29 protein-coding genes are annotated in these 26,544 nt (G+C 64.0%); 10 read left to right on the top strand and 19 right to left on the bottom strand.

Annotation, left to right across the window (positions count from 1 at the left end):
• Complete coding sequence (locus ASE00_RS07920) at positions 1 to 783, top strand: VOC family protein (protein ID WP_056378804.1); 783 nt, start codon at positions 1 to 3, stop codon at positions 781 to 783.
• Positions 784 to 921: 138 nt separating this feature from the next.
• On the opposite strand, the gene ASE00_RS07915 is transcribed toward ASE00_RS07920, so the two are convergent.
• From ASE00_RS07915 to ASE00_RS07900, 4 genes are all read right to left on the bottom strand, one after another.
• A complete protein-coding gene (locus ASE00_RS07915) occupies positions 922 to 1,521 on the bottom strand; it encodes a TIGR02466 family protein (RefSeq protein WP_056378802.1) in 600 nt (199 codons plus the stop codon).
• A gap of 189 nt (positions 1,522 to 1,710) precedes the next feature.
• Entirely contained in the window at positions 1,711 to 2,637 is a 927-nt protein-coding gene (locus tag ASE00_RS07910) for a S41 family peptidase (protein WP_235538568.1), read from the bottom strand.
• Complete coding sequence (locus ASE00_RS07905) at positions 2,634 to 3,578, bottom strand: hypothetical protein (RefSeq protein ID WP_056378798.1); 945 nt, start codon at positions 3,576 to 3,578, stop codon at positions 2,634 to 2,636. The genes ASE00_RS07910 and ASE00_RS07905 overlap by 4 nt, the downstream gene beginning before the upstream one ends.
• A gap of 11 nt (positions 3,579 to 3,589) precedes the next feature.
• A complete protein-coding gene (locus ASE00_RS07900) occupies positions 3,590 to 3,907 on the bottom strand; it encodes a hypothetical protein (RefSeq protein WP_056378796.1) in 318 nt (105 codons plus the stop codon).
• A 421-nt stretch (positions 3,908 to 4,328) separates the two neighbouring features.
• Here ASE00_RS07900 and ASE00_RS07895 point away from each other — a divergent pair, with 421 nt between their 5' ends.
• Positions 4,329 to 4,724: a hypothetical protein gene (locus ASE00_RS07895; protein WP_056379447.1), complete on the top strand. Its 396-nt coding sequence runs from the start codon at positions 4,329 to 4,331 to the stop codon at positions 4,722 to 4,724.
• A 294-nt stretch (positions 4,725 to 5,018) separates the two neighbouring features.
• Here the strand turns inward: ASE00_RS07895 and rpsI are convergent, their stop codons facing one another.
• The 5 genes from rpsI to ASE00_RS07870 form a co-directional block, all read right to left on the bottom strand.
• Entirely contained in the window at positions 5,019 to 5,579 is a 561-nt protein-coding gene (gene rpsI / locus ASE00_RS07890; RefSeq protein WP_082594522.1) for a 30S ribosomal protein S9, read from the bottom strand.
• Positions 5,579 to 6,058, bottom strand: a complete 480-nt coding sequence (gene rplM / locus ASE00_RS07885) for a 50S ribosomal protein L13 (RefSeq protein ID WP_056378794.1) — start codon at positions 6,056 to 6,058, stop codon at positions 5,579 to 5,581. The genes rpsI and rplM overlap by 1 nt, the downstream gene beginning before the upstream one ends.
• 118 nt (positions 6,059 to 6,176) lie before the next feature.
• A complete protein-coding gene (locus ASE00_RS07880; RefSeq protein WP_414819832.1) occupies positions 6,177 to 7,244 on the bottom strand; it encodes a COX15/CtaA family protein in 1,068 nt (355 codons plus the stop codon).
• A gap of 217 nt (positions 7,245 to 7,461) precedes the next feature.
• A complete protein-coding gene (locus ASE00_RS07875) occupies positions 7,462 to 7,863 on the bottom strand; it encodes a DUF6481 family protein (RefSeq protein WP_056378790.1) in 402 nt (133 codons plus the stop codon).
• Between the two features lie 142 nt (positions 7,864 to 8,005).
• Positions 8,006 to 8,212 (bottom strand): cold-shock protein, encoded by a 207-nt coding sequence (locus ASE00_RS07870; RefSeq protein ID WP_056378788.1) that lies wholly within the window; start codon positions 8,210 to 8,212, stop codon positions 8,006 to 8,008.
• 363 nt (positions 8,213 to 8,575) lie between these two features.
• On the opposite strand from ASE00_RS07870, the gene ASE00_RS23855 reads away from it, so the two are divergent.
• Both ASE00_RS23855 and ASE00_RS07865 read left to right on the top strand, forming a co-directional pair.
• Positions 8,576 to 8,752 carry a hypothetical protein gene (locus ASE00_RS23855; RefSeq protein WP_200957887.1) on the top strand — a complete coding sequence of 59 codons (177 nt, stop codon included), beginning with the start codon at positions 8,576 to 8,578 and terminating at the stop codon, positions 8,750 to 8,752.
• Positions 8,753 to 8,786: 34 nt separating this feature from the next.
• A complete protein-coding gene (locus tag ASE00_RS07865; RefSeq protein ID WP_156405318.1) occupies positions 8,787 to 9,026 on the top strand; it encodes a hypothetical protein in 240 nt (79 codons plus the stop codon).
• A 28-nt stretch (positions 9,027 to 9,054) separates the two neighbouring features.
• Here the strand turns inward: ASE00_RS07865 and ASE00_RS07860 are convergent, their stop codons facing one another.
• Genes ASE00_RS07860 through ASE00_RS07840 form a run of 5 tightly spaced genes read right to left on the bottom strand, consistent with a single transcriptional unit; the run spans position 9,055 to position 14,186 of the window.
• The gene (locus ASE00_RS07860; protein ID WP_056378784.1) at positions 9,055 to 9,957 is read right to left on the bottom strand and encodes a glycosidase; all 903 of its coding nucleotides are present in this window, start codon (positions 9,955 to 9,957) and stop codon (positions 9,055 to 9,057) included.
• A gap of 4 nt (positions 9,958 to 9,961) precedes the next feature.
• Positions 9,962 to 10,753: an SDR family NAD(P)-dependent oxidoreductase gene (locus ASE00_RS07855; RefSeq protein ID WP_056378783.1), complete on the bottom strand. Its 792-nt coding sequence runs from the start codon at positions 10,751 to 10,753 to the stop codon at positions 9,962 to 9,964.
• Positions 10,754 to 10,812: 59 nt separating this feature from the next.
• Positions 10,813 to 11,517 carry a glutathione S-transferase N-terminal domain-containing protein gene (locus ASE00_RS07850; RefSeq protein WP_056378781.1) on the bottom strand — a complete coding sequence of 235 codons (705 nt, stop codon included), beginning with the start codon at positions 11,515 to 11,517 and terminating at the stop codon, positions 10,813 to 10,815.
• Positions 11,518 to 11,547: 30 nt separating this feature from the next.
• The gene (locus ASE00_RS07845; RefSeq protein WP_056378779.1) at positions 11,548 to 11,901 is read right to left on the bottom strand and encodes a hypothetical protein; all 354 of its coding nucleotides are present in this window, start codon (positions 11,899 to 11,901) and stop codon (positions 11,548 to 11,550) included.
• Positions 11,902 to 11,915: 14 nt separating this feature from the next.
• On the bottom strand, positions 11,916 to 14,186 hold the full coding sequence (locus tag ASE00_RS07840) for a TonB-dependent receptor (protein ID WP_156405317.1): 2,271 nt from the start codon (positions 14,184 to 14,186) through the stop codon (positions 11,916 to 11,918).
• Between the two features lie 422 nt (positions 14,187 to 14,608).
• Here ASE00_RS07840 and ASE00_RS07835 point away from each other — a divergent pair, with 422 nt between their 5' ends.
• On the top strand, positions 14,609 to 15,283 hold the full coding sequence (locus tag ASE00_RS07835) for a TetR/AcrR family transcriptional regulator (RefSeq protein WP_056378775.1): 675 nt from the start codon (positions 14,609 to 14,611) through the stop codon (positions 15,281 to 15,283).
• A 54-nt stretch (positions 15,284 to 15,337) separates the two neighbouring features.
• Here ASE00_RS07835 and ASE00_RS07830 read toward each other — a convergent pair whose 3' ends face one another.
• A complete protein-coding gene (locus tag ASE00_RS07830; RefSeq protein ID WP_082594521.1) occupies positions 15,338 to 15,850 on the bottom strand; it encodes a nuclear transport factor 2 family protein in 513 nt (170 codons plus the stop codon).
• 193 nt (positions 15,851 to 16,043) lie between these two features.
• Here ASE00_RS07830 and ASE00_RS07825 point away from each other — a divergent pair, with 193 nt between their 5' ends.
• Positions 16,044 to 16,994, top strand: coding sequence for a LysR family transcriptional regulator (locus ASE00_RS07825; RefSeq protein ID WP_056378772.1), 951 nt, complete (start codon positions 16,044 to 16,046; stop codon positions 16,992 to 16,994).
• Between the two features lie 333 nt (positions 16,995 to 17,327).
• Here the strand turns inward: ASE00_RS07825 and ASE00_RS07820 are convergent, their stop codons facing one another.
• From ASE00_RS07820 to ASE00_RS07805, 4 genes are all read right to left on the bottom strand, one after another.
• The gene (locus ASE00_RS07820; protein ID WP_056378769.1) at positions 17,328 to 18,938 is read right to left on the bottom strand and encodes a hypothetical protein; all 1,611 of its coding nucleotides are present in this window, start codon (positions 18,936 to 18,938) and stop codon (positions 17,328 to 17,330) included.
• A complete protein-coding gene (locus ASE00_RS07815) occupies positions 18,935 to 19,648 on the bottom strand; it encodes a hypothetical protein (protein ID WP_056378767.1) in 714 nt (237 codons plus the stop codon). The genes ASE00_RS07820 and ASE00_RS07815 overlap by 4 nt, the downstream gene beginning before the upstream one ends.
• A 248-nt stretch (positions 19,649 to 19,896) precedes the next feature.
• Entirely contained in the window at positions 19,897 to 21,039 is a 1,143-nt protein-coding gene (locus ASE00_RS07810) for a vWA domain-containing protein (protein ID WP_082594520.1), read from the bottom strand.
• A 77-nt stretch (positions 21,040 to 21,116) separates the two neighbouring features.
• Positions 21,117 to 21,656 carry a type 1 glutamine amidotransferase domain-containing protein gene (locus ASE00_RS07805; RefSeq protein WP_056378764.1) on the bottom strand — a complete coding sequence of 180 codons (540 nt, stop codon included), beginning with the start codon at positions 21,654 to 21,656 and terminating at the stop codon, positions 21,117 to 21,119.
• A gap of 273 nt (positions 21,657 to 21,929) precedes the next feature.
• On the opposite strand from ASE00_RS07805, the gene ASE00_RS24430 reads away from it, so the two are divergent.
• From ASE00_RS24430 to phbB, 4 genes are all read left to right on the top strand, one after another.
• Positions 21,930 to 22,274 carry an HGGxSTG domain-containing protein gene (locus tag ASE00_RS24430; RefSeq protein ID WP_082594519.1) on the top strand — a complete coding sequence of 115 codons (345 nt, stop codon included), beginning with the start codon at positions 21,930 to 21,932 and terminating at the stop codon, positions 22,272 to 22,274.
• Between the two features lie 127 nt (positions 22,275 to 22,401).
• A complete protein-coding gene (locus ASE00_RS07795; RefSeq protein ID WP_056378760.1) occupies positions 22,402 to 24,660 on the top strand; it encodes a xanthine dehydrogenase family protein molybdopterin-binding subunit in 2,259 nt (752 codons plus the stop codon).
• A 20-nt stretch (positions 24,661 to 24,680) separates the two neighbouring features.
• Positions 24,681 to 25,721 carry a ferrochelatase gene (hemH, locus tag ASE00_RS07790; RefSeq protein WP_056379442.1) on the top strand — a complete coding sequence of 347 codons (1,041 nt, stop codon included), beginning with the start codon at positions 24,681 to 24,683 and terminating at the stop codon, positions 25,719 to 25,721.
• Between the two features lie 99 nt (positions 25,722 to 25,820).
• A complete protein-coding gene (gene phbB, locus ASE00_RS07785; protein ID WP_056378759.1) occupies positions 25,821 to 26,543 on the top strand; it encodes an acetoacetyl-CoA reductase in 723 nt (240 codons plus the stop codon).
• Position 26,544 lies beyond the last annotated feature (1 nt).

Genomic DNA, 26,544 nt, shown 5'->3' with positions numbered 1-26,544 from the left:
ATGGCCAACAGATTCTTCTGGTACGAACTGATGACCAGCGATCAGCAGGCGGCCGAGGCGTTCTACGCCGACGTCGTCGGATGGAAGCTCCAGCCTTTCCCGGCCAACGGGCATCCCTATACGGTGCTGGAGGTTGATGGGCGCGGCGTCGGCGGGATCATGCCGATCCCGCCTGAGGCCGCCGCGAACGGGATGCAGCCCTGTTGGGTCGGCTATGTCCATGTCACCGATGTCGACGCCGCCGTGGCGAAGCTGCGCGCCGGCGGGGGAACGGTCCACCACGTCCTCGATCCGATCCCCCATGTCGGCCGCATCGCGGTGGTCGCCGATCCGCAGGGCGCGATGTTCAACCTGCTCCAGCCCGACGGGCCCGATATGCCGCCGCTGCCGATGGGAACGGCCGGCACTGTCGACTGGCACGAACTGCACAGCAGCGATTGGGAAAAGGCATTCGCCTTTTACGCGGATCAGTTCGGCTGGACGAAGACCGACGCGATGGAGATGGGGCCGCTCGGCACCTATCAGATGATCGCGATGACGCCGGTCGGGGGCGATACGAACTGCGGCGTCACCAACGGCGCGATGTACAACGACGCCCAGGCCCCGCACCCCTATTGGAGCTTCTACGTCCATGTCGACGCGATCGACGCGGCGGTTGGCCGGATCGAGGCCGGTGGCGGCAAGGTCCTGATGGGCCCGCAAGAGGTGCCCGGCGGTATGTGGGTCGTCAACGCGCAGGACCCGCAGGGCGCCAGGTTCGATCTGGTCGCGCCGAAGCGGTAAATCCTATCTTTTCTAAAAGCCCCGCTCATCCTGAGGAGCCATTGAGCGTAGTCGAAATGGCGTCTCGAAGGACGTCTCTCTCCTTCGCCAAGGCTCAGCCCCTCTTCAGGATGAGCGGATATGTTCAATCGATCGCCCCTAGCTATAATTGAAACTCACGCTGATCCGGTCGCCCTTCGCCGCGCTCGGCGGCACCTCGTGGCGCAGCCAGCTTTCCCACAGCAGCACCATGCCCGGCTTCGGCTCGGCATAGACGAAGCTCTGTGCTTCCTCCGGCGCGTCGTGGGTGCGTTGCGGGGCGGCCATCATCAGCGGCAGGCGCGGGTCCTCCAGCTTCAGCCCGCCCGATCCCGGCGGCACCGCGACATAGAAGGTGCCCGAAATCACGCTGTGCGGGTGGATATGCCCCGAATGGGTGCCGCCGGACTTGAGCAGGTTGACCCACAGGCTGTCGAGCCGGAGCCTGCGGCCCAGCTCCATATGCGAGGCTTCGGCGAAGCGGCGCACATGGGTATTGAGCAGCTTCACCAGATCGGCGAACGCCGGATCGCGCGACGGCAGGTCGTTGAGCGAGGCATAGGATGTGTAGCCGCGATAGCCATGCGCCTTCGACCAGCCTTGCCCGGCGCGATCCTCATCGGCGAGCATCCGCACCGACTGCTCGAGCTCTTCGACCAGCGCGTCATTGTCGATCATCGCCTCATAAAGGCGTGTCACGAAGAGGGATCGGATCGTCATCCCGCGTCATGAGCATGGTGGCGGCGGAGTTTCAAGCGAACCCTTTTCCCTACTCCGTCATGCTGAACTTGTTTCAGCATCCACCGGGCGGCAGGAGCGAAGCAGGAGGAATGACCCGCAGGCGCCCGTTCCTTCCCATCTGTTGCTCGTTCCTGCTGGTGGATGCTGAAACAAGTTCAGCATGACGGCTTAGGTTTGAGCTTTGGTCCCCAGCAGCAGCGCCACCGCCTTGGCCAGCGCCGCGTCGTTCGGCGTCTTCGCGGCGGACACGCGATATTTCGGCGTGAAGCCGTTACCCTCCAGCCGGGTGCCGTTCGCCGTGCGGATGTCATATTCGGCGACGGTCAGCTGCCCGCCGCCGGGCAGCGTGTAATCGACCCCGCCAGTCACCGCGCCCGCGCTCCGCTCGCCGACCGTATAGGCGCGCCCGCTCTCGCCCAGATAGAAGGCCAGGATCTCCGCCGCACTCGCCGTCTGCGGGCCGACCAGCACCGCGAGCGGCCCGCGATAGGCATCGGCCCCCGCGCCGCGCGTGCTCTCCTCGATCACCTTCTTGCCGGTCAGCCGGATCAGCAGCGCCTTGCGCGGCGAGAACAGCCCGGCGATCTTGTCGAGCACGTCGTCACGCCCGCCGCCATTGCCGCGCAGGTCGAGGATCACGCCGCGCAGATCGGGCGCATCGGCGATGGCGTCCGCAATCCACTTGTCGTCGCCCGGATCGAACTGGTCGAAGCCGATCAGCAATATCCCGCCCGGCATGTGCACCAGCCGCCGGTTCGGCTCCATATCACGCTCCTCGGGCGTCTCGCGCGACCAGCGCAGGTCGGCGGGGGAGGTGGCGTAGACATGGCTGTCGTCGAGCTGGTCGAGCATCCGGTTGACCACGGCGTAGAGCTGCTTCTCGTCGCGCGCCGCCATCGCCTTGGGATAATATTCGTCGCGGATCGCGTTCCAGTCATTGCCGCCCATCGTCCGGTCCCAATAGCGCTCGGCGACCAGCGTCCACGCCTTGTCGAAAACCCGCTCGTTGAGTGAGCCCCGCGCTGCGGGCGAGGAGGCGGACAGGCCCATGGTCAGGCCCAGCAGCAGGGAAAGGCGGGTCAGGGGACGCATCATGGTCTTCCGTCAAAGGCGCAGCGCAGCGTCAGCCGCTTCGCGATCGTGTCGAACAGCGCCTCGCTGCAGCGATCGAGCCGGTCGCGGCCGATCAGCACCACCGGCCAGGCGCGCTGCTGCTCCACCTTCTTCTGCACGACGATGTCGCCGTCCTCGGCTGGATCGGCGGGAAAGGCGATGTTGCCCGCGAAATCGGCGGTGCGGACGCGCAACTGGTCGAAGCGGAAACCCGCGATGCTCACCGGCTGCGCAAAGCCGAGAGTCGCGGTCGGCCGCTCGATGCCGAACGCGGCGACAGTCGGCGCACCCTCGCTCAGCCGTCCGCCATGCGCACGGGCGAGCAGTGCCCCGGCAGAGGATGTCGCGACGCTGTCGGCGCGGTTGAGCGAGAATTGCACGAGGATATCGCTGCGCGCGACCCGCACGGGGGCCTGTGGCCCCTGCTCGTCATTGTCGTCGATCCGGAAATCGGCGCTCTGCCCCGGATCGGCCATGGCGGGTCGCGCAAAACGGATCGTCGCATAGGGAAGCAGGCCGATGCCGATCTCGCCATCGACGCCCGCGCAGCAATCGCGGCCATTCGATGCGACGGTGACGATCATCTTGCGCTCGTTGATCTCGATCGGCGCCGCGGCTTCCACGCCCTTCAGCGTCTCCCGCCCGATCTGCGCATCCGCGCCAGGCTCGAAGCGGAACCTCTCGTCGGGCGGGCTGGCTTCCAACCGGGCTGCGGCGGCGGGGTTGAGCTGGATCAATCTCTTGGCCTCCAGCCCAACCCGCAGCCGCAGCGGCACGTCGCCGATGCGGAGCTCGATCACCGGATTATCCATGTCGAGCCGCAATTGGCCGGTCGGCGGCGGCGGTTTCTTTGCCGAAGCCGCCGCCGTCATGATCGCCAGCACGAGCGGCCATCCCGCCCGCACCGGCCTCATGCCCATCATCGTGCGCCGGATCAGCGGTGGCGATAGCTGCGATAGCGCTCCGCCGTCGTGCGCGAACCCGTCGCATGGCGCGGCGCATAATAGCTGCGGCTGCGATAGGTGCGGTGGTGGCCCTTGTTGATCAGCGTGTTGTACAGCGCACCGCCGGCCGCGCCCACCAGCGCGCCTTCGCCGACCGACAGGCCCGGGATCACCGCGCCCGCCACGACGCCGCCGGCCGCGCCAATCCCGGCGCCGCGCAGGATGTGCGACGCGCTTTGCGCATTCGCAGGGGCCACAGCGCCAAAGGACAGCAGGGCGGCGCCGCCAAGCACAAGCAACTTATTCATGGCAGTCACTCCTCAAAGGTTCCGGACAGGCAACGGGCAACAAACCCCGCGGTTCCCGCGTTCATCGGAGGGCAAGGAAATCGCCCTGCAAGTCCGTCTATGGGTGCAGACCCCCTATTTGCGAGGGCGAGATGGAGACTAAAAAGGCTGCTGGAAGAGAGGACGTGCAGCCAGATACAGATAGTATCTGGCAATCGGCCGACCGTGCCAGCAGCCTTTTTAGTCCCACCCGAAGGGCAGGGCCATGCGAGCGCCGGGGTGTGTCGAAACGCTCGAACGGAGTGTGTCTCCATTCTTCGCGCTTCTCCTGCCCCAGCATCTCGCATGGCCCTGTCTCGCTCCTCGCAAATAGGGGGTCTGCACCCATACATTGTCGGTTCAGTTGATGAACGGCATATTGCTCGCAGAAGGAGAGTTCATCATGCGCGCTACACTGTGCCTTATCGGCGGTATGTTGATGGCCGCCGCCGTCCCTGCCCATTCGGCGCCGCGGGTCGAGCCCGAGGCGCGGCTGGCTAAGGCGCTCGCCGGGCGGGTCGCCGGAAAACCGGTCGATTGCATCCAGCTGCGTCAGATTCAGTCGAGCGAGATCTTCGAGCGGACCGCGATCCTCTACAAGTCGGGCAGCACCTGGTACGTCAACCGCCCCGCCTCGGGCGCGAACTTCCTGAACCGCGACGATGTGCTGGTCACCGACACGCACAGCTCCAACCTGTGCAGCATCGACATCGTCCGTTTGCTCGATTCAAGCTCGCACTTCCCCAGCGGCTCGCTCGGCCTCGGCAAGTTCGTCCCCTACACCAAGCCCAAGGGCTGAGGGGCTCGTCCTTCTCTTCCGTCACCCCGGACTTGATCCGGGGTCCCGCTTCTTCCTCCAGCCTGGCCAAGAAAAGCGGGATCCCGGATCGAGCCCGGGATAACGAATAAAAAACGGGCCGCCATCGCTGGCAGCCCGTTTTTTGTGTCCAAGACGGATCGACATTCGGTCCAGATCGAGCCGAAAATGGTGGTCCTTCGTGACCCGGAGCGCAGCGTACGACTGTACGTGAGCACCGGAAGCGCGGAGGACCGCCATTTGCAGGCCGATATGGGCCGAATGGCGGTCCGGCTTTTAGCGCTTCGAGAACTGGAAGCTGCGGCGGGCCTTGGCCTTACCATACTTCTTACGCTCGACCGCGCGGCTGTCGCGGGTCAGGAACCCGGCGGCCTTGATCGGCGCGCGCAGGATCGGCTCATATTTGGTCAACGCCTGGCTGATGCCGTGCTTGACCGCGCCGGCCTGGCCCGAAAGGCCGCCGCCCTTGACGGTCGCGATGACGTCATAGGCGCCCTCGCGCTCGGCCACGCCGAACGCCTGATTGATGACGAGACGCAGCGTCGGACGCGCGAAATAGACTTCCTGGTCACGGCCGTTGACCGTGATCTTGCCGGTGCCGGGCTTGATCCACACGCGGGCGACAGCGTCCTTACGACGGCCGGTCGCATAGGCGCGGCCCTGGGCGTCGATTTCCTGCTCGCGCAGCGGGGTGGTCGGCAGGACCTGGACCGGCGCGGCCGCGATCGGCGCTTCGTCGGTGGTGTAGGCCGGGGTCTCGGCGGCCGCGACGGGGGCGGGGGCCTCCGCGCCGGTCAGCGCGGCGAGATCGGAAAGCGACTGGCGGTTATCGGACATTATGCGCCCACCTTGTTCTTGCGGTTCATCGACGCGATGTCGAGGACTTCGGGGTTCTGGGCGGCGTGCGGATGCTCCGCGCCCTTGAAGATGCGCAGGTTGCGCATCTGCTGACGGCCCAGCGGCCCGCGCGGGATCATGCGCTCGATCGCCTTTTCCAGCACGCGCTCGGGGAAGCGGCCTTCGAGGATCTTGTCCGCGCGGGCTTCCTTGATGCCGCCGGCATAGCCGGTGTGGCGATAATAGACCTTCTGGCCCAGCTTCTTGCCGGTGAAGCGAACCTTCTCCGCGTTGATGATGATGACGTTGTCGCCACAATCGATGAACGGGGTGTAGCTCGGCTTGTGCTTGCCGCGCAGGATGTTGGCGATGATCGAAGCGGCGCGGCCGACGACCAGCCCTTCCGCGTCAACGATATGCCACTTCTTTTCCACCGTGTGCGGCGTTGCCACCTTGGTGGTCTTCATGAGCGCCTTCATGGGCCTGGACCTTTTTCAAACGAATGACGCCGCCCGGTTGAGAGGCGGCGTGAACGGGGCGCTAATGCACAGAGACACCCAAAAGAGTCAAGCAAATTGGGCCCAAATTAATGAGGTATCATGATACCTTTCGATATCCGGTTCCGCTGCCGATGCCATGCGCCGCCCACAGCAGCGCGCCCAGCAGCAGCACCGCGACCCCCTGATGCGCGACCGCGACATGGATGTCGACGCCGGTCAGCAGCGTCGCGATGCCCAGTGCGATCTGGACGATCAGCAGCGTCGCGACGGCATGGACGGGCCCCGTCGCCCCGCGCGCCTTGGCTACCCGCGCCACTGCGAGCGCGGCGATCAGCGCCACCCACGCCCACCAGCGGTGGATGAACTGCACCACCACCGGATTGTCATAGAGATTGGCGATGCCCAGCGCCGGGTTCCACCCGCCCGCCGGAAACCATTCGTCCCCCATCTTCGGCCAGCTCGCAAAGGCATAGCCCGCGCGCAGGCCGGCGACGAACGCCCCCAGCATGATCTGGACGCCCAGGATCAGGACCGCCGCCAGGCCCAGCCCGCCGATCCGCGCCGGCCGCGCCGCCGGATCACGATGCAGCCGCAACAGGTCGAGCGCGGTCCACAGCAGCGCGGAAAAGATCGTCAGCGCCGCGATCAGGTGGATCGCCAGCCGGATATGGCTCACCTCGGTGCGCTCCGACAGGCCGGAATAGACCATCCACCAGCCGATCACGCCCTGCAGCCCGCCCAGCGCGAAGATGCCGATCATCCGCCAGCCATAGCCGGCGGGGATCGCCCGCTTCCACCACGACACGAGCATCACGCCCGCCAGCACGAAGCCGATCCCCCGCGCCAGCAGCCGGTGGAGATATTCCCAGAAATAGATTTCCTTGAACCCCTCCAGCGTCATGTGGAGGTTGAAGGCGGCATATTGCGGGATCGTCTTGTAATTATCGAACTCGGCCTGCCACTCGGCGTCGTTGAGCGGCGGGATGACCCCGCGGATCGGCTTCCACTCGGTGATGGACAGCCCGGACTCGGTCAGCCGCGTGATCCCGCCGACCAGCACGATCGCGAAGACGAAGGCAGCAAGGACGAATAACCAGTGCGCCAGCGCGCGAGGGCGCGGCGACGGAGCGGCGGGGCGGGCGAGGAGAGACATGGCGCGCTCCATGCGCTTTTGCGCCCTGCGTCGCAAGGGAGGCCAGGCGGTCTTGCCCACGCCTCCCCGGAACTGGATGGACATCTGGGCATATCGGCATTCAGTTCAGACCGAGCCGAAAACAGTGGTTTTCCGTGACCCGGAGCGCAGCATACTCAAATGTACGTGAGCACCGGAAGCGCGGGAAAGCGCCCTTTGCAGGCCGGTGTGGGCTGAATGTCGCTACGCCTCAGCGGCGTCCCTGACGCGCCTTGCGCGCGGCATAGCGTGCGTCGCGCGCGGCCTTCCGGTCCTCTTCGGTCCACTGGGCGCGCTCGGCCACCTTCTTGGCGGTCGCGTCGGCCTGGGCCTGCGCAGCGGCTTCGTTCCTGGCCTTGATCGCGGCCTCAGCAGCTTCGGCGGCCAGGCGCTCGGCCTCACGCTTCTGCTCGGCCGCCTCGGCTTTGGCCTGTTGGGCGGCGATCCGCTTTTCCGCGGCGGCGGCTTCCCGCGCCTCGCGACGCGCGGCCTTTTCAGCCATCACTGCCGGATCTACCGGGGTGCGGTTCCGATATTTGGCGAGCGCTTGGGTCTTCGCTTCCGCAGCGGCCTTCTGCCGCTCCTGAAAACCCGGATTCTGAAATCCTGCCATATTAAGTCTTGGTCATCCTTTGCCAAAGTCAAAGCGCCCGGAACGTCGCCGCAGCGACGCTCCGAACGCGCGTCAGGCCGTTTAGATCCTGACGGATGGCCGATCCAGGGCAAAGCGCCGCGAGGGCGCCTTGCCGACGGGATCAGGCCGCTTGCAGATTGACGGCCGAGGTCTTGCCGCGGCGGTCGGTCTCGAGCTCGTACGAAACGCGCTGATCCTTGTCGAGGGTGCGCATGCCGGCGCGTTCCACCGCCGAGATATGGACGAAAGCGTCGTCGCCGCCGGTCTCCGGTGCGATGAAGCCATAGCCCTTGTCATTGTTGAAGAATTTCACGGTTCCGGTGATCATATGGGTATCCTTTGTCCCACGGGTGACGGGCATACTCCAACAGCGGAGCATCCCGGCTTCTTGAGGCTATAAGGGGACAGGTGGACGCCACGGCGCCAAATATCCGTCGAATGCGACGTCAGCACGGCTACTATGGCACATAAGGGTCGGAAAAGAAAGACGAGGCCGCCAGATTTTGATGTGGGCCGCACGCGCCGGTCGCGCTGCGTGCTTCCAGCCATGATCGGACAATCGATAAATCCGGCCCCGGGGGGTATGAAATCCGCCGCCGGCTCCCTATATACATGATGTTGCTGGCCGAATGTCTGCATGCGCCAGTTGATCCGATGATCCGCCGCGCTCCTCTCTTCGCAGGAGACCATCATGGATCTCAACGATCTTCTTCACCGTCACCAGGTTTCTCTCATGCGCAGCGCTGCGGCGGTCTGCGCGCCCTCCCGCCTCGCGCATCTCGGCCTCGCCAAGGGCTATGCCCGGCAAATCGATTCGCTGCAGCGCACGCTGGGCGCGACGCCCGGCAGCCTGTTGATGCGCGCGTGATCCACGCGCCGGTTCGAAGGAAAATATGATGCTCATGACTGCAACATTCTGCCGCGATCAGGAACATGCCCAGCGCGTCCGCGCCGCAGGTTCGACCCTCGCCAATATTCGCGAGGTCGCCGAACGGGCCGCCCTGGCTTGGGCTGCCGAGGCGGCGCTCGCCGATGCCCGGGAGGCGCGCCGCGAAAGACTGGCGGGGGGCCCGTCGCGGCCGCAGGGCCCCGGCGAACTGGCCGACAACGAGAATCCCGATCGCGGCATGGTCGACGCATGAGTGAGGGCGGGCCGCGATCATCACCCGCTTATTCGTAACGGCGCACCCGCGCCCGCCGCAGCATCTTGTCTTCCAGCGAATAATAGAGCCAGATCGCCTCGCCCTGCACCAGGCATGACGCCGCAAAGGCGATGTCCACCGCGTCGCGGCTCTTGGCCGGCGGCGGCATGATGATCGGCTCCAGCCCGCGCCCCGTCACCCGGCTGAAATCGGGCGCGAAGCTGATCCAGCCGATCCGCCACCGCGCATCCGCGGTCGCGCCATTATAGAACATTACCGGATCATGGCCCGGCCGCTGCACGATCGGCCCGGTCGACAGATGCCAATTGTCCCAGCCGTCCTCGCGGATCGAGAAGGGGTCGTCGACGACCGTCCATGGCCCCTCCACCGTCGGCCCCTCCGCCATTCCGATCCGCGACGCATTGTCCTTGGCATATTCGTAGAACAGCCTGAACCGGCCGTCCGATCCTTGCGCCAGCGTCGCTTCCTTGATGTTGCCCTCGCCTTCGGGCGCCTTCAGCATCACCCGCTGCTCCCGCAGGTCGGTCAGGTCCGGCCCCTTCGCCACCAGCAGCGCGCCCTGCGATCGCTTCGCGTCGACCCCGGTGTAGAAGATCAGATAGGCGCCGTCCTCGCCGCGCACCACGGTTGGGTCCTCGCACCCGCCGGCATCGTCCGGATTGGGCCCGGGCCTGATCGCCGGCGCCTCCCGCATCCGGAAATTCACGCCGTCATCGGAATTGCCGCCCCAGATGATCCCCGTCGGATCGCCCGGCCCCAGCGGGTTGGGCAGCACGCGGACGAGCAGGCGATAGGTATCTCCCTCGGTCCATACGAACGGGCTCATCAGGTCATGATGCGCCAGCCGCCCGTCGGGCCCGGCAATGTCCAGCGTCACCTGCTGCAATTCTTCCACGACATAGGCCACCATCGCGTCAGGCTCCTTGCGCGACGGTCAGCGACAGCGCCCCGTCGATCGTCACGGTGGTGCCGGTGATATAGCCGGCGGCGGGCGACAGCAGGAACAGGATCAGGTCGGCCACCTCGTCGGGCGTCCCCGCGCGGCCCCAGGGGATCGCGCTCTCCTTGCGCCGCAGCTCGTCGGGATGGTCGAGCGCGCTCTGGTTCATCGGCGTCAGGATCATCCCCGGCGCGATCCCGTTGACCGCGATATGCCGGGGGGCAAGCTCGAGCGCGAGCGTCGCCGTCAACTGCGCCAGCCCGCCCTTGGCGGCGTCATAATCGACGCCGCCCGGCCGCGGCGCACGCTCATGGATCGACGAGATGTTGACGATCCGCCCGCCCCGCCGCGCGGCGTCGAGCGCCCGCACCATCCGCCGGCACGTCAGGAAGGGGCCATAAAGATCGGTCCGCATCAGCCGGTCGAACTGCGCCAGCGCCATGTCGGGCAGCATCACGCCGGACATGTTGAGCCCCGCCGAATTGACGAGCAGGTCGGCCGTGCCGAACGCGCGCTCCGCCCGCTCGAACAGCGCCTCCACCGCCTGCTCGTCGCCGACATCGGCCTGCACCGCCACCGCCTTGCCGCCGCCCCGAACGATCGCCTCCACCGTCCCATCCGCGGCCGCCGCATCGGCGAAATAGGTAAGGACGACCGGCAACCCCGCCTTGCCCAGCCTGATCGCCGCAGCCCGCCCGATCCCCGACTCCCCGCCCGTCACGACGGCGACCGAGGCCGGGTCGAAAGATAAGATATGCTGTGCCATGCGCCGTTAACTGCCGGCGGGCGATTAGGATGCGAGGGTATGCGTTCGAAACCTGCGCGCTAACCCCGCTGGCGCACCTGCTGGGCGGTCTGGCCGAAGAGGAATTTCCGGGACTCGTCGGTGACCTTCACGTTGGAGTCGATCGCATCGGCAAGCGTCCGCATGCGATCGATCGCGGGGCGCTGCGATATCGTCGCGAACCATCGTTGCACATGCGGAAAGTCGTCGAGCGATTGCCGTTGCTGCCCATGCTCGGCAACCCAGGGGTAGCAGGCCATATCGGCAATCGAATAATCACCTGCGATATAGTCTCGCTCGGCCAAAAGCCGGTCAAGCACGGCATAAAGCCGCCCGGCTTCATTGAAGAAGCGCGTCGTCGCATAGTCCTGCCCGGGCGGGGCATAGCCATGGAAGTGATGGCTCTGCCCGCAGATCGGGCCCAGCCCCGCCATCTGCCACATCAGCCAGCTATGCACCTCGGCCCGCCCGCGAATGTCGGCCGGCAGGAACTTACCGCTCTTCTCGGCGAGATAGAAAAGGATCGCGCCGGACTCGAAGACGCGCAGCGGCTCTCCGCCATCGGCTGGGGCATGGTCGACAATGCCGGGGATGCGGTTATTGGGAAACAGCCTCAGGAACGAGGGTTCGAACTGCTCGCCCTTGGTGATCGCAACCGGCGTGACCTTGTAGTCGAGCCCGGATTCCTCGAGGAAGATCGCCACCTTTTTGCAGTTCGGGGTCGGATAATAATAGAATTCGATCATGTCCGGTTCCTTGGCGACGGCAGTCTATGTTCACCAGATGTGCAGGATCGCGCGCAGCACCCAGATAATCAGCATCGACGCCGTCATGATCACGGAGAGGAAGAGGCTGATGAACAGCGCGCGGCTCTTCGTTTCGATCGCGAACAGCATCACCGCCGCCTGGATGGTGCCCAGCAGCAACATCATCATCGGGGAGAAGCCGTCGAGCGATCGCCCGGTCGCCACATTGTAGAGACCGGGCATGAGCGCCGGCGGGTTGAGATAGACGCTCTGCCCGGCAAGCTTCCACCATCGCCGGCCGAACTGCGGCCGGAAACGGTCGTGCAGCCGATCGAGAAGGTCCGGGCGACCCTCGCCGGCCCGGACCGTCGATATATCCGTCACCTCCCGCCGCCCGGTCAGAACTTGCGGCCGAGCGTGAGGCTGTACCAGCGCGGCCGCCCATAGGCCTCGACCGAACAGCCGCAAATGCCGCTCAGGTCGAAGCCGACCGTCTTGTAGCGCTTGTCGGTGATGTTCTGGACATCGAACACGAGCGACCACAGGTCGCGTTCGTCGGTCCAGCCGATGCTGGCCCGGCCGACGACATGGCCGGGGACCCGGGTGCTCGTATAATTGGTGAGCGAGTACCAGAAGGTGCCCGTATAGTCTGCCCCCGCGGTCAGGGCGACATTGCCGGTGCCGATGTCGAAATCATAGCGGGCCTGGGCCGATCCTTTCCACTTGGACGTATAGGGCGCGATGCGCGTGACCAGCGACGGCCCGCCCAGGTCGACGTCATAGACCTTGTTGTTGGTGTAGCTGCCCGACAGCTGCACCGCGAAATGCGGCGCGGGTTTGGCCTCGAAATCGACCTCGCCGCCATAGGTCCGCGCATCGCGATTGGTGACCTGGGTGGAAAGGCCGATCAGATTGAACGCCTGGTAATTCTGGTAGTCATAATAGAATATCGCCGAGTTGAACCGGGCGGCGCCATCGAACAGCGTCGCTTTCTGGCCGATTTCAAAGGCGTGCAGCGTCTCGCTCCGATAGGGGATCGCGCTGTCGGGATAGGCGGTGCCGCCGGCGAAGGGCACGTTGAAGCTGCCCGCCTTCGTGCCGCGGTTATAGCCGGCGTAGAACATCAGGTCCCGGCTGGGATGAAACTCGATCTGCGCCTTGCCCGAATAGAGCATCTTGTTGCTATGCCCGCTGAAGGGCGTCCGCGCAGGGCCGATCAGGCTGCCGCCCAGCGTGTACAGGGTCGAGGAATAGTCATAGTCCTTGACCTCCTTCGTCGCGCGGAAGCCGGCGACGATGGTGAACTTCGGTGCGAAGTCATATTCCAGCTGGCCGAATGCCGAATAGGAGTCGGTCCTGAGCGTCGCGAGGTCGTCGGCCCGCACATTGCCGACATAGATCCAGTTGCGCTGCGGGTTAACGCCCGACTTGATGTGGAGATAATAGAGGCCGCCATACCAGCGGAACTCTCCCTTGTCGCGGAAGATGCGGATTTCCTGCGAGAAATTGTCGGCGAAGTCATTGTTGTTGGTGTCGATCAGCAGGAACGAGGTCGAATCGTCGTCGACGAAATTATGATTGGTGGTCTTCTTGTAGTCGGTGATCGAAACGATCTGCGGGCCGACGTCCCAGGTCAGCTTGGCGGTGGCCCCGGTCATCGAATTGCCCAGGCCATGATGCGACTGGGCCTGCGCGGATTCCATGGTCAGATGCTTCGGATCGGATGCAGGCGTGCCGAGCCCGGTCGGCCCCGCGACCGCGACCGAGTCGATCACATTGTTGCCGGCGTCGAACACCTGGCGGACCGACGCCGCGAAATAGGGCCCCCATGACGTCCACGTCCGCGAAGCGTGCACGGTCAGCAAGGCGGTGAAGTTGGTCTTGGGGTCATATTCCAGATGCGCGCGCAGGGCGAAGCCATGCTCGCCGCCAAGGTCGCCGCCGAGGGGGGACGTGTTCTTTATCCACGCGCCGTTGCGATTATAGACCCCGGCGACGCGGAAGCTCAGGACATCCGAGAGCGGGCCGCCGACGGCGCCTTCGAACCGCAGCGTGCTGTGCGAACCGCCGGTGGCGCGCGCATAGCCCTGATAGCTGTCGGTCGGCTTCTTGGTGAAGATGTTCACGATGCCGCCGGTGGCGTTCCGCCCGAACAGCGTGCCTTGCGGCCCCTTCAGCACCTCGACATGATCGACGTCGAGCAGGCCGACCGAGGAGATCGAGTTCGCCGCGACATAGCCATCGTCGATATAGACGGCGACGGGGGACTCCGCGGACCCGACGAAATCCTGCTGGACCACGCCGCGAATGCCGAACAGCACGACCTGGCCACCGGCCGCGCCCGCTACGTTCAGACCCGGCACGACATTGGCGAGCTGTGCCGCCTGCAGGATATTGGCCTTGACCAGCTGGTCGCTGGTCACCGCCTGCATCGTGATGCCGACCTGCTGGATGTTCTGGGTTCTTTTCTGGGCGGTGACGACGATCTCGTCGAGCCGGCCGCTATCGCCTGCGGCCTGGCCGCTCTGGGCATGTCCGGCCGACGATAGTGCCGCTGTGATCGCGAATGTCGCGAGCGTGCCGGCAAATCTGCTCAGCGCGCGGCCCCGAAACCGGCCATGGTTCGGCGATTGATAAGCAGTCGGACGTTTCCCTGAAATGTCTTGCATGATCACCCCCTGTTTTTACTCGATGCATGTCCTCGACCGACCAGCGGTTGCTGGACGCGCATGGCCGGCGCCGTGTCGCGCGCCGATCGCATCGCGCCGGAGCGGTGAACCGCGCCGTCTGTCGATCTCATGACGTCTCCCAATCCGGCTCGGCGCTCCATCGAGCCCGCCTGCCAAGGCATCCCGCAAATGCGCCGCGCTGTCCACAAAAAAATACTTTGAAGTATTAATACTATGAAGTATCTTGTTAAGATATTGAGATAGATGATTTTTATCGAGGTGCCGCTCAGTTGTCCGGCGCCCCTCGGCGCGGCACTTGCTTTGGCGTCACGCACGAAAGCGGTGGACCGCGCAGGCGGAACGTTTAGGTATCCGGGGTCGCCGATCGGTGGTCGGAGGGCCGGGGACAGGGTGGAAGCGAGTTGGAACAAAAGCGTTCGAAGAAGAAACTGTCCTCCGCGCTGCCGCGCCCTGCGGCCCGGTCGCGCACATCGTCCGCCTATTCGCTGCGGGCGGAGCGGACGCGGGCGAAACTGATCGATGCTGCGGTCGAGGAATTCTCGTCGGAGGGATTTCATGAAACCAAGATCAGCGACATCGTATCGCGCGCCGGCCTGACCCAGCCGACCTTCTATCTCTATTTCAAGAATAAGGAGGCGCTATACGATCATCTGGTGGACAAGGTGCATGATGACCTGCTCGAGGTGATCGATCGCGCGCGGCTTCCGGCGCAACTGCCCGGCCTCGCGGTTCGCACCAATGCGCGCAACTCGATCCGCGCCTTCCTCCAATATTTCGTTGATCATCCGAAGCTCGCCCGCATCGGCTATTTTGCGCCTGAAGCCGGCGCGCGCATTCGCGGCAAGATCGCCGAAGTGGTCGCGCGCAACATCGCCTTCGAACAGCAGCACGGCTATTTTCGCGACGATATCGACCCCGTCTTCGCTGCGCATTGCTATGCGGGAATGGTCGATCAGCTGATCAAGAACTACATCATCACCGCATCGATGGATGCGGACGCATTGGCCGACGCGGCGGCCGAAGTCCTGCTGGGCGGCATATTGCCGGCCGCCGACGGCCCCGGCCGGCCGCAATAGTCGATGCCGCGAAAATGAAGAGGCCCGGCGACCGTCACGGCCCCGGGCCCGCCGTCATTTCACCGCGGCCAGAACCGCGTACATATTCTTGACGTTTTCATCGAGGACGTGGGAATTTCCCTCGTTCCAGTAGATGACCTCCTCGCAGCCGCGCATCCGCCAGCCATCCGCGGTGCGCACGAAATCATCCTTATAATAGCCGACGACGGTCTGCACCGGCCCACCATGCTTGTTCGGCATCCAATGCTTGCCCTGCAGGATGCACAGCACCATCGCCTCGTCACCCCTTATGTCGAAGCTCACCGGGGTCTTCAGATGCTGGCTGTGCGGCATGGTCTCGAACAGCGCCTTGATCGCATCCATCCAGTCGGAGATGTGATAGCGGGCCACCTCTCCCGGCGTGAAGTTGACGTCGTTTGCCTTGAAATAGATCTCGCCGTCGATCCAGGCACTCCGGTACAGATCCCAGTCGCGCGAATCCATGCCATAGGTGTAGCGGCCGATGACGTCGGACAATTCCGCCCGGTCGGCCAGGGTCCTGATCATGCTTTCCATTGTCTCGGGCATCGGCGCTCTCCTGTCCTGGCTATGGTCACGCGATCGATCCGCATTGTTTCGCCGTCACCGGATTGCGGATGGTCGATCGCTCGTCTGGCGGCCCCGCCGGGCGGCTGATCCTTTTGCGAAACCTCTATTATCCTCGACAGGGGAATAAAACTCACCCACAGAGCAAATCTGTTTTGCTGTTTCCGGGATAAATATGTCCATCCGCCCTAGCTGGCTGGCTTATGGCCACTTCTTCGTCGCGGTGGCCGAGGCGAAGAGCTTCACCAAGGCGGCGGTGGCGCTCGGCGTGCCGACATCGGTGCTGTCGCGCAGGGTGGCCGAGCTCGAAGCGACATTGGGGCTCATGCTGCTCAATCGCACCACGCGGCGCGTCGAACTCACCGACAGCGGCCAGCGCCTTCTCGCCAGGATGCGGCATATTCTGGAGGACGCGCAGGCGGCGCTCGAAGGCATAGAGGAATATCGCCAATCGCCCTCGGGGCTCATCCGCGTATCGATGCCCAACTCCGTCGCGATCCATCTCGCGCCGCCCTGGATCATGGAGTTCAACCGCCTCTATCCGGCGATCAGCATCGAAATCGATACCCATCCCGACCATGTCGATCCCGTTGCCGACGCCTTCGATATCTGCATCCATGATATGCCGGTACAGGGCGGATCGCGCACCGTGCGGCGCCTCGCCTCGTTCAATCGCGGGCTGTTCGCCTCGCCGCGCTACCTGGCCGAACGGGGCGTGCCGCGGCACCCGCGCGATCTGGCCCGGCACGAATGCATCTGCCTCGGCCTGCGAACGCCGGGCCGCGCGACATGGACGATGACGCGCGGATCGGATCATGTGACGGTCGACGTGGCCGGCCGGATCGCCCTGGTCAGCCCCGACCTCGGATGGGCCTTCGCCCGCGAAGGCGCGGGGATCACCGCCATCGTCAGGAACAGCTATGCCGCCGACATATCCGAAGCCCGGCTCATACCCATATTGCCCGACTGGGATTATGAGCCGCTGATCGTATCGGCGTCGATGCCCGACCGGATGGTGACCGGCAAAACACGGGCATTCCTGGATTTCTTCGCGCAGAAGATGATGGTGGCAAAGGCAGCGATGGAGTCTCTTGGCACGGGAAGTCATCCGCAAGCGGCGGATTAGCAGGCGCCGGATATTTGCCTACCCACGATGGCAACCGTCGCCTCCCATCGGCGAAACGCAACCGCTCTAAAGCGTTCCAGCCGCCCACCGGAAAAATTCGTTCAGCTCTACCTCTTTTTCCCTCCTGCAAGCGGGAGGGGTTAGGGGTGGGCTGTGCAGGAAGCGAGCTTACGCGTTACCTCGCGCTGCCAGCCGATGGAAATGTTCCCCGATGTCGCCGGCGTTACCAACAGCTTTGGGTCGGCATTGCGGAAGCCCTCAGTGTGAGGTGTCCCTGCCGGTCGACTGCCACACCGTCGATATTGCAACTGACCCTACAGAGAATGTTGAATGCTACCCTGATAGGTACTCAAGCACCGATGCCACGGCCGCGTTCCGCATTCGTCGAGCTCTTATGTCTCCCACGTACTTTGCCAACTTGAGCTGCTCCTCGGTCGCTTCCAAGACTGCCCCCACCGTCTGCAGACCGAGTTCCCGAAGTTTTTCCTTTTGCCATTGGGTCAGGTCGAGGACTTCGATGTCTTTGGCGAGCTGGCGTTCGAGATGGCCGCTATCATCGCTGTCGCCCTTAAGTGCGACAGCTTCCAATAGACCCCTGTATACGGAATGATTGGCCCCGTATTCGGTCATTCTCTTTGGGGTGAGCGATTTCGCTATATCAAATGATTGGCTTGCCGGATTAGCATCAAGAGCGAACAGGCATCCTAGGTTAACCATATACCTTTTGCCAACCTCACTGCGAGTTGCGCGGATGCCGGCTTCCATCTCGTTTAAGACACCAGTGTAGCACAAAATACGCAGCGCTTCCTTTACCACCTCTGGTGCATCTCTATGAATCCAGAAGTAGGCGCTGGTGTTCTTGTCACTGGCTAAATATGATTCGTTCTTCGAACGCAGGTCGGGCAGGACTGTGTTTTCGATGAACTCCCTACCCCAATCGATAACTTCTCGATGTCCGTAATATTTTTCAGCTAGTGCAGAATGCTCGGACCAAATAGAAGTGCGATAGTGGCTTCTCATCACTTCATTAACTTCGCTCGCTGAAACAGCCGGGGCCTCTGCCAAAGTCTTTAAAAGAATCCTTGGGTTGCCCGAGCAAGCATAGGCAAGGACAGCAAAATTTCTTCCATTCTGCACGATTCTTCGCTGCGTCGTGCTGTCAGCCTGCTTCTCAACAATCTCCCGCATGTTCTCAACGTACTTTGAATCAAGGACATCTCGATCGATGTGGACCAACGTCGCATCGTGATTTGGCTGAAATGTCTCGCCAAAACTGGTCACGCCGGGATATACAGCAGCATTACAAGACAGGCAGTGGCTTCGGAGATCACGGAACATCGTGAAAAATTGCCGCTGCTGTTCTGGCAAAAATATGTGCGCCGCTTCGTCTATGAGAAAACAGAAGCGTTCAATATTAAGTCTATCAGAAAGGTCCTCAAAAGCGTCCTTAAAATCCTCAATGGAAGGCACGGCGCTCGCGTCGATTGCCTCCGCCGGTTTACGATATGAGTCTTCATAAGCTTGAGCAATTGCCTCGATTTTGGTCGGGCCAAGCTTGGAGGTAACTGGCTCGCCTGCCAGTAAGCCAATGCTGGCAGGTACTCCGCCAAGGAGGCCGGCTCTTTCAAGGGAGCGAATTGCTACCGAGCAAAGTCGAGCAAGCATCCAATTTCTGAACTGATGCTCGTCGCCGCTCTTTATCAGTGAGCTGCGCACGAAGCTAACGTAAACCGGGAATACGCGGTCTTCCTGAAATGAGGCAAGCATCTCATTTTGAGCCACCCGCAATAGGAATGACTTGCCGACTCCTCTGCTGCCGACAATGATCGCAGGATTTCGGCTTTTGAGCGCGTTGATCGCCGTGCGGTCCTGCGCAGTCTCTGCGAAGTACGCACCGACCTCGTCAGGCTTGATATCCTCAGTTCTATAGAAGAAGTCGCTCACTTGCCTGCTACTCCAAACATCGATTGAATTTCAGGCAAATCTCCAAAACTCTCAAGGACTAGAGGTTCGACGGCCTCCTTGCCGGAGCTGCTCAGCTCGGGCAGATAACGTGAGACGAACTGGAATAAAATACACAGTCTTACGGTCGCCACCTTATCGTGAAAAATTTTTGACCGATTGGAGTCGTAAGCAACGACGAGATCAGTGTCCTCATGTGTGCCAGGATTGCCATGTACGTACTCAGAGCATTCGCGATAAACCGTTGAAGCAAGACTCGAATATTGCGAACGATAATCGCGAAGAGATGGATTGAACGCTTTCATAAAATTATGAGAATACACGCCCTTTTCTGGGTCCGTCAGCGTAGACCACCAGATATCATCATGACCTTGGATCCAGAGACGCATCTTCATCTGGTTGGCGGAAAAATATATCGCCGCTGTAAATAACTCGAAAGCGAGCCTTAAGCTGGAAAAAGCGTGGCGATAATTACCAAACAAGACCGCTTCTAGCGAATATTGGTATTCCCGACACGCCTGCATGAAAATAGAACGCTCAGCCCCTACAATGGCGCCAAGCATGATCTCAAAATCTTTCAGGACATTATGAGAGGCGATGTGTAAAGCGAAGGTGGGTTTATCAGCGACACACTCTGCCATGATCGCAGATCTGCGTTCTGTTAACCCTTGGTAGTAGCTTGCGACGTCCATTCGAGCCTCATAGCAGCCACGTCGAGAGGAGCCAGCGTATTTATGTTGCGCTGGCGATGGTCGAGTAAGATTTCGTTTGGCAGGCCGCGGCTGCGCGACCGGATTAAAGGCATTGAAATGTTAGCCTTCTGGGCTAGGGGCGGCCAAGTGCTACGTTTAGACCAACTTCATATTATCGCCCTGCCGCGCCGCGCGGCCATCGCAATGTGTGAAGCCATGGGGCACGATCCAACCGGAACCCAGCCGAATTATCGAACGGCGTCGGCCTCCGCGTCGATCGACCTACGCGCCTGCGCTTCACCATTTTGCAGCTGCGCGCGATAGTCTTTCAGCCGGAGTTCCATTTTAGCGTGGCGCTCCTTCAGCAATGCTTGAGCCGCCCGAGCGAATGGCACGGCTTCGCCCCGCACGGCCCGCGCGGAAATGTCGTTGCTGATCCGGACGTTCTCGCTGCTGATGATGTTGCTGACGCACACCGCTGCGCTGCTCAGCGCGTTCGACGTTTGCACGGCATTGCCCGCCACCGCATTGCTCCGGCGTATGGCGTTGGAGGCCTGCCGGTTGGACTCCCGCACTCTGTCGAGCGTTCGATCATAATCGGCGCGGCTGTTGACGTTGACGAAATTGCCACCCCCCGCATCGGACACGGCCTTCAGCGCCGCCGCCTCGCTGGACGGCAGACCGAAGCCGATGATGTTGATGATCGCCCGCGTGGCGCCGCTGTTGATTCGCCGCGCGGTTGCCACGGCATCGCCTCCGCAGGTCTCCTCGCCATCGGACACGACATAGATGACCTGCTCGCCCGGGGTCGCCGAACGGGACAGCAGCGCCTCCGCCTTCGAAAGGCCGGCGGCAAGCGGTGTCCATCCCACGGCCCGGACACGGGAAACGGCAGCGCCGAGCCCCGCACGATCGCTGGACATGGGGGCTAGGATGTCGACGCCCGCGCACGATCGGGCTTTGCCGGCGTCGCTGTTGTCGCCCTGTTGCCCGAAGACGATCAGCGAGGCTTCGACCGATGACGGCAAGCCATCGACGAAGCGCGAGACGGAATCGCGCGCCAGATCGAGTTTGGTCTGGCCGCCGATCCGACCTGCCATCGATCCCGAGCCGTCAATTGCAATGACGACACGAACGGGAGGAATGCGCGGGCCGATGGCATCGCTCGTCCGCGCTTGCAGCTGCGGCTGGTCCAGCCCCACATTCGTGAAGCAGCGATCCGGATTGTCGGTAATGAACTGGCCGACATAGGAACGCGCCTGTTCAACCTCGCCCGCGCTGGTGCTGCCCAGTGCCGTCGAATTGCCGTCATTGGCTGCATCTTTGGGGCCTCCGCATCCGCAGAGCGCCAATGCCATCACAGCGGGAACGCAGCGTTGAATAATGCTCATCGGAATAGCCTGATTCCATGATCGCCGATCCCGGACCGCGGTGACCGGATGCTGCCTCGCTTCGGGGCCCGTCGACCTCAAGCCGCCGAAATCGCCTTGAGCAAGGCCGCATTGAAGGCGGGAATGTCATCCGGCTTGCGGCTGGTTATGAGGTTGCCGTCCACCACCACCTGTTCGTCGACGACCTCGGCACCGGCATTGGCGAGATCGGTGCGGATCGATGGCCAGCTGGTCAACCGGCGCCCGTCGATCACATCCGCCTCGGCCAACAGCCAGGGGCCATGGCAGATGGCCGCAACCGGCTTGTCCTGATCGAAGAAGTCACGAACGATGCGAAGCGCATCTTCTTCCATGCGCAGCGTATTCGGATTGGCGACGCCGCCGGGGATGACGAGCGCGTCGAAATCCTCGGTGCGGACATCTGCTAGGGCGACGTCGGGCGTGATCGTCTCGCCCTTCTCATGATGTTGCATGCCCTGAATCGGCTCGCGCTTGTTGGAGGCGAGCGTCACCTCCGCCCCGGCATCGAGCAGCGCCTCTCGCGGCTTGAACAATTCCGATTGCTCAAAGCCATCCGTGGCGATGATCAATATCTTTGCGCGCGAAACCTCGGTCATGGGGGAACTCCTTGGAAGTCGGGCCAGAACGAAAGCCGCGGTAGGGTCGTTCCACGGGCCGGTGCAGATAGCGCAGCGCCGTGCTTCAGCGAACGATGACGAATCGGCCGCGGATCGGTGGGTTTTCCGCTTTCCATTATTGCAGACCAGTCTTTTGCCGGCCCGGCTTTAGGCATCGCCAACCGGCCTCGTCCGAATAATGGCTTAAGCGTGTTTCCTGTTTGTTCTTGCCATGTAGGGTTTCAGCAGCAAACTCGGTGCCTCGATCAATTGATGGTAGCCGTCACTGTGCAGAACGTAGCAACCCAATCCGCACAACCCGAAATCCTCGCCAACGCGCCACGCTGCGGAGCCCGCACCCGATCCGGAACGCCGTGCCGCTCGCCCGCCGTCAAAGGCAACCGGCGCTGCCGCATGCACGGCGGCAAGGGCAGCGGCGCGCCGCGCGGCAATCGTAACGCCTGGAACATGGCTGGCATTCCGCGCGGATCAGGGAAATCTCGCGCTATGTGCGCGCCACCAATCGAGCCTCGGTCGCTCGCTTTGCCGAGCCCGCTGCGCCGAGTGCCGCCGCGCGGGCGCGGCCCGGCATGTCGGCCACAGGGACAGAAAAAATAAAAACACAAAATTCGCACAACAACCCCATGCACCCCGATTTTCCGCGAATCATTCGCAACTGGCGCGTCGCCCAAATCTCCCCGCCAACCCCCTTCTCCTCTCCCGCCGCCCCGCCTATCATGCCGCCATGCACGCACGCATCGATCGGGGGGGAGGGCCGGGCAAGGCCGGCCATGGCATCACCAGGCGCAAGCTGCTCATTGGCGGCGGGCTCGCGACCGGGCTGGTGGTCGGCTGGGCGGTCTGGCCGCGCAATTATGCGCCCAATCTCTTGGCCGGGCCGGGCGAGCATGTCTTCAACGCCTATCTCAAGATCGGCGCCGACGGCCGCGTCATCGTCGCGGTGCCGCAGGCGGAGATGGGGCAGGGCGTCTATACGTCGCTGCCGCAGATCCTGGCCGATGAGCTGGGCGCGGACTGGCGCACGGTCGGGGTCGAACCCGCGCCGATCAACCCGATCTACGCCAACAGCCTGCCCGTCGAAGAGGAGCTGGAACGGCGGCTCCCCGCCTGGCTCCACGGCCCGGGACAATGGGCGGCGCGTGAGATCGCGATGCGGATGAAACTGACGATGACCGGCGGTTCCTCGTCGATCCGCGTGTTCGAAAGCCGGCTGCGCGAGGCGGGGGCGGCGGCGCGCGCGCTACTCTGCATGGCGGCGGCGGAGCGCTGGAAGATCGACTGGAACGCCTGCGACACCGCTGCCGGCTTCGTCGTCCGCGGCGACGACCGCATCCGCTTCGGCGAGCTGGCTGGGGCCGCGGCGGGGATGATCCCGCCGGATACCGTCCCGCTGCGCGAGGCGGCGGAGCGCACCCTGGTCGGCCAGTCGGTGCCGCGCATCGATCTGCCCGCCAAGGTCGACGGATCGGCGCAGTTCGGCGCGGATATCCGCCTGCCCGGCATGGTCTATGCCTCGATCGCGCACGGCCCCTATGGCGGCGCGCGGCCCACGAAGATGACCACCGCCGATGCCGAGGCGACCCCGGGGGTGATGGCGGTGCTCACCAATCCCGGCTGGGTCGCGGTGGTCGGCACCAACTGGTGGGCCGCCGATCGCGGGCTCCAGGCGCTCGCTGTCGAGTTCGAGACGAGCAAGGCGCGGCCGGACGACGGCTCGATCCGCCGCGCGCTGTCGGCGGCGCTCGACGGCGGCGATGCGAAGCGCTTCACCGAACGCGGCGATCCCGACGCGGCGCTGGCCGGGCAGGGGGTGATCAACGCCAGTTATTCGGTGCCGATGATCGTCCACGCGCCGATGGAGACGCTCACCGCCACCGCGCGCTTCACCGACGATCGCGTCGAGATCTGGGTGCCGACCCAGGCCGCGCCGATGACCCGCGCCGCCGTCGCCGCCGCGATCGGCTTCGACGAGGGGCGGGTGACGATCTATCCCACGCTGGTCGGCGGCGGCTTCGGGCGCAAGGGAGAGGTCGACGCCGCGGTCGAGGCCGCGATCATCGCGCAGAAGCTGAAGAAGCCGGTCCAGCTCGTCTGGCCGCGGCGTGAGGATATCCAGCACAGCCGCTTCCGCCCGCCCGCCATGGCGCGGATGAAGGCGCGGCTGGGCGCGGGCGGCACGATCGCAGGCTGGTCCGCCACCATCGCCGCGCCGTCGATGGGCGGGCAGACGCTCGACCGGATGGGCGGCAAGCCGATGAAAGACAGCTACGGCCCCGAATATGGATCGATCGAAGGCGCGGTGCCGCCCTATGCGATCGACGCGCTCGCGGTCGAACATGCCGAGGCGCTGACCGGCGTTCCCGTCGGCGCGTGGCGCTCGGTCGCCAACAGCTACACCGCTTTCTTCACCGAGAGTTTCATCGACGAGGTCGCGCTGGTCGCCGGGCTCGATCCGCTGTCCTTCCGCATGCAGGCGCTGTCGCACCAGCCCCGGCTCGCCCGCTGCCTCCAGATGGCGGCGTCGATCGGCGCGTGGCAGGGCGGCGAGCCCGGCGTCGGGCAGGGGGTTGCGGTGCACAGCTGCTTCGGCAGCCATGTCGCGATCCTCGCCGAAACCCGGATCGAGGGGGAGGAGATCCGGGTGTCGAACATCACCGCGGTCGCCGACCTCGGCCGGGTGATCCATCCGGATATCGTCCGGCAGCAGATCGAAGGCTCGATCTACTGGGGGTTGTGCAACGCGCTCGGCAATGCGGTGTCGATCAAGGGGGGCATGGTGACCGCACAGAATTTCGATGGTCTCGGCTTCCCGCCGCTCACCGCCATGCCCGAGATACGCGTCGAGCTGATCCCGTCCAAGGCTGCCCCGGGCGGGGCGGGGGAGATCGCGGTCCCGCCCGTCGCGCCCGCTATCGCCAACGCCGTCTTCGCCGCCACCGGCAAGCGCCTGCGCCATCTTCCGCTGCGGCTGGCCGACGCATGAGCGATCTTTCCTCCGGCGCCATGCCGGCGCCCGCACTGCCAATCGCGCACCCGCCGGTTCCCGCCCCCCGCATCGGCGTCCTGCTGGTCAACCTCGGCACGCCCGATGCGCCGACCGCGGCAGCGGTGCGGCGTTACCTCGCCGAGTTCCTGTCGGACCGCCGCGTGGTCGAGATCCCTGCTCTGCTCTGGCAGCCGATCCTGCGCGGTATCATCCTCAACGTCCGCCCGAAGAAGTCCGCCCATGCCTATGACCAGGTCTGGACCGAGGAGGGCTCCCCGCTCGCCGCGATCACCGCGCGGCAGGCGGCGGCGCTGCGCGATCGCTTCGCCACGCGCTTCGGCGATCGGGTCATCGTCGATCATGCGATGCGCTACGGCAGGCCCGCCATCGCCGATCGGATCGCCGCGCTGAAGGCCCAGGGCTGCGAACGCATCCTCGTCGCGCCGCTCTATCCGCAATATTGCGGGGCGACGACCGCCAGCGTCAACGACGCGGTCTTTCTCGCCGCCGCGGGGATGCGCTGGCAACCTGCGCTGCGGACCCTGCCGCCCTATCATGACCATCCCGCCTATATCGACGCGCTGGCAACATCGGTCCGCGAGCAACTGGCGGGGCTGGATTTTGAGCCCGACGCGATCGTCGCCAGCTTCCACGGCATGCCGCGCCGCACCCTCGACCTTGGCGATCCCTATCATTGCCATTGCCAGAAGACCGCGCGGCTGCTCGGACAGGCGCTGGGCCGCGATCTGATCGTCAGCTTCCAGTCGCGTTTCGGCCGCGCCAAGTGGCTCGATCCTTCGACCGAGGCGACGTTCGAGCGGCTGGGGCGCGAGGGCGTCCGGCGGATCGCGGTGGTCGCACCCGGCTTCGCCGCCGATTGTCTCGAAACCCTCGAGGAACTCGCGCTGCGCGGGCGTGAGCAATATCTCGCGGCGGGGGGCGAACGCTTCGCCTATTTGACCTGCCTCAATGACGACGCTCCGGGCATCGCGATGCTCGACCATGTCATCGTGGAGCAACTTGGCGGATGGATAGCGGCGGGTGATGATTCGAAATGAATCATATCTGGACCAAATTTTAGCCGCTTCAGACGCTTTCCCTGCCGGACATCCGGCACTAGCATCGCGGAGCATCATTTCTTACTCGGGAGAAAATATATGGCGCGTGTCGCGATCGTTACCGGCGGAACCAGGGGCATCGGCGAGGCGATCAGCCTCGCGCTGAGGGACGCGGGCGTGGTCGTCGCCGCCAACTATGCCGGCAATGAGGAGCGCGCGAAGGCCTTCACCGACCGGACCGGCATCAAGGCCTATAAGTGGGACGTCGCCGATTATGACGCCTGCCAGAAGGGCGCCGAGCTGGTCGAGGCCGAGCTGGGCCCGGTCGACATCCTTGTCAACAATGCCGGCATCACCCGCGACGGCACCATCCTGAAGATGAGCTATCAGGACTGGAAAGAGGTGATGGACACCAATTTGGGCGGCTGCTTCAACATGGCGAAGGCCACCTTCCCGGGCATGCGCGCGCGCGGCTGGGGCCGGATCGTCAACATCGGCTCGATCAACGGCCAGGCCGGCCAGTACGGCCAGGTCAACTATGCCGCCGCCAAGTCGGGCATCCACGGCTTCACCAAGGCGCTGGCGCAGGAAGGCGCCAAGGCCGGGGTCACCGTCAACGCGATCGCGCCGGGCTATATCGACACCGACATGGTCGCCGCGGTGCCGCAGGACGTGTTGGCGAAGATCGTTGCCCGCGTGCCGGTCGGCCGTCTGGGTCAGGCCGACGAGATCGCCCGCGCGGTGACCTTCCTGTGCGCCGAGAATGCGGGCTTCGTCACCGGATCGACGATGTCGGTCAACGGCGGCCAGCACATGTACTGAC

This window comes from Sphingomonas sp. Root710 (assembly GCF_001429065.1).
Classification (GTDB): domain Bacteria; phylum Pseudomonadota; class Alphaproteobacteria; order Sphingomonadales; family Sphingomonadaceae; genus Rhizorhabdus.
The sequence above is the reverse complement of the archived record's forward strand: the minus strand, read 5'-3'. Positions and strand labels throughout refer to the sequence as shown.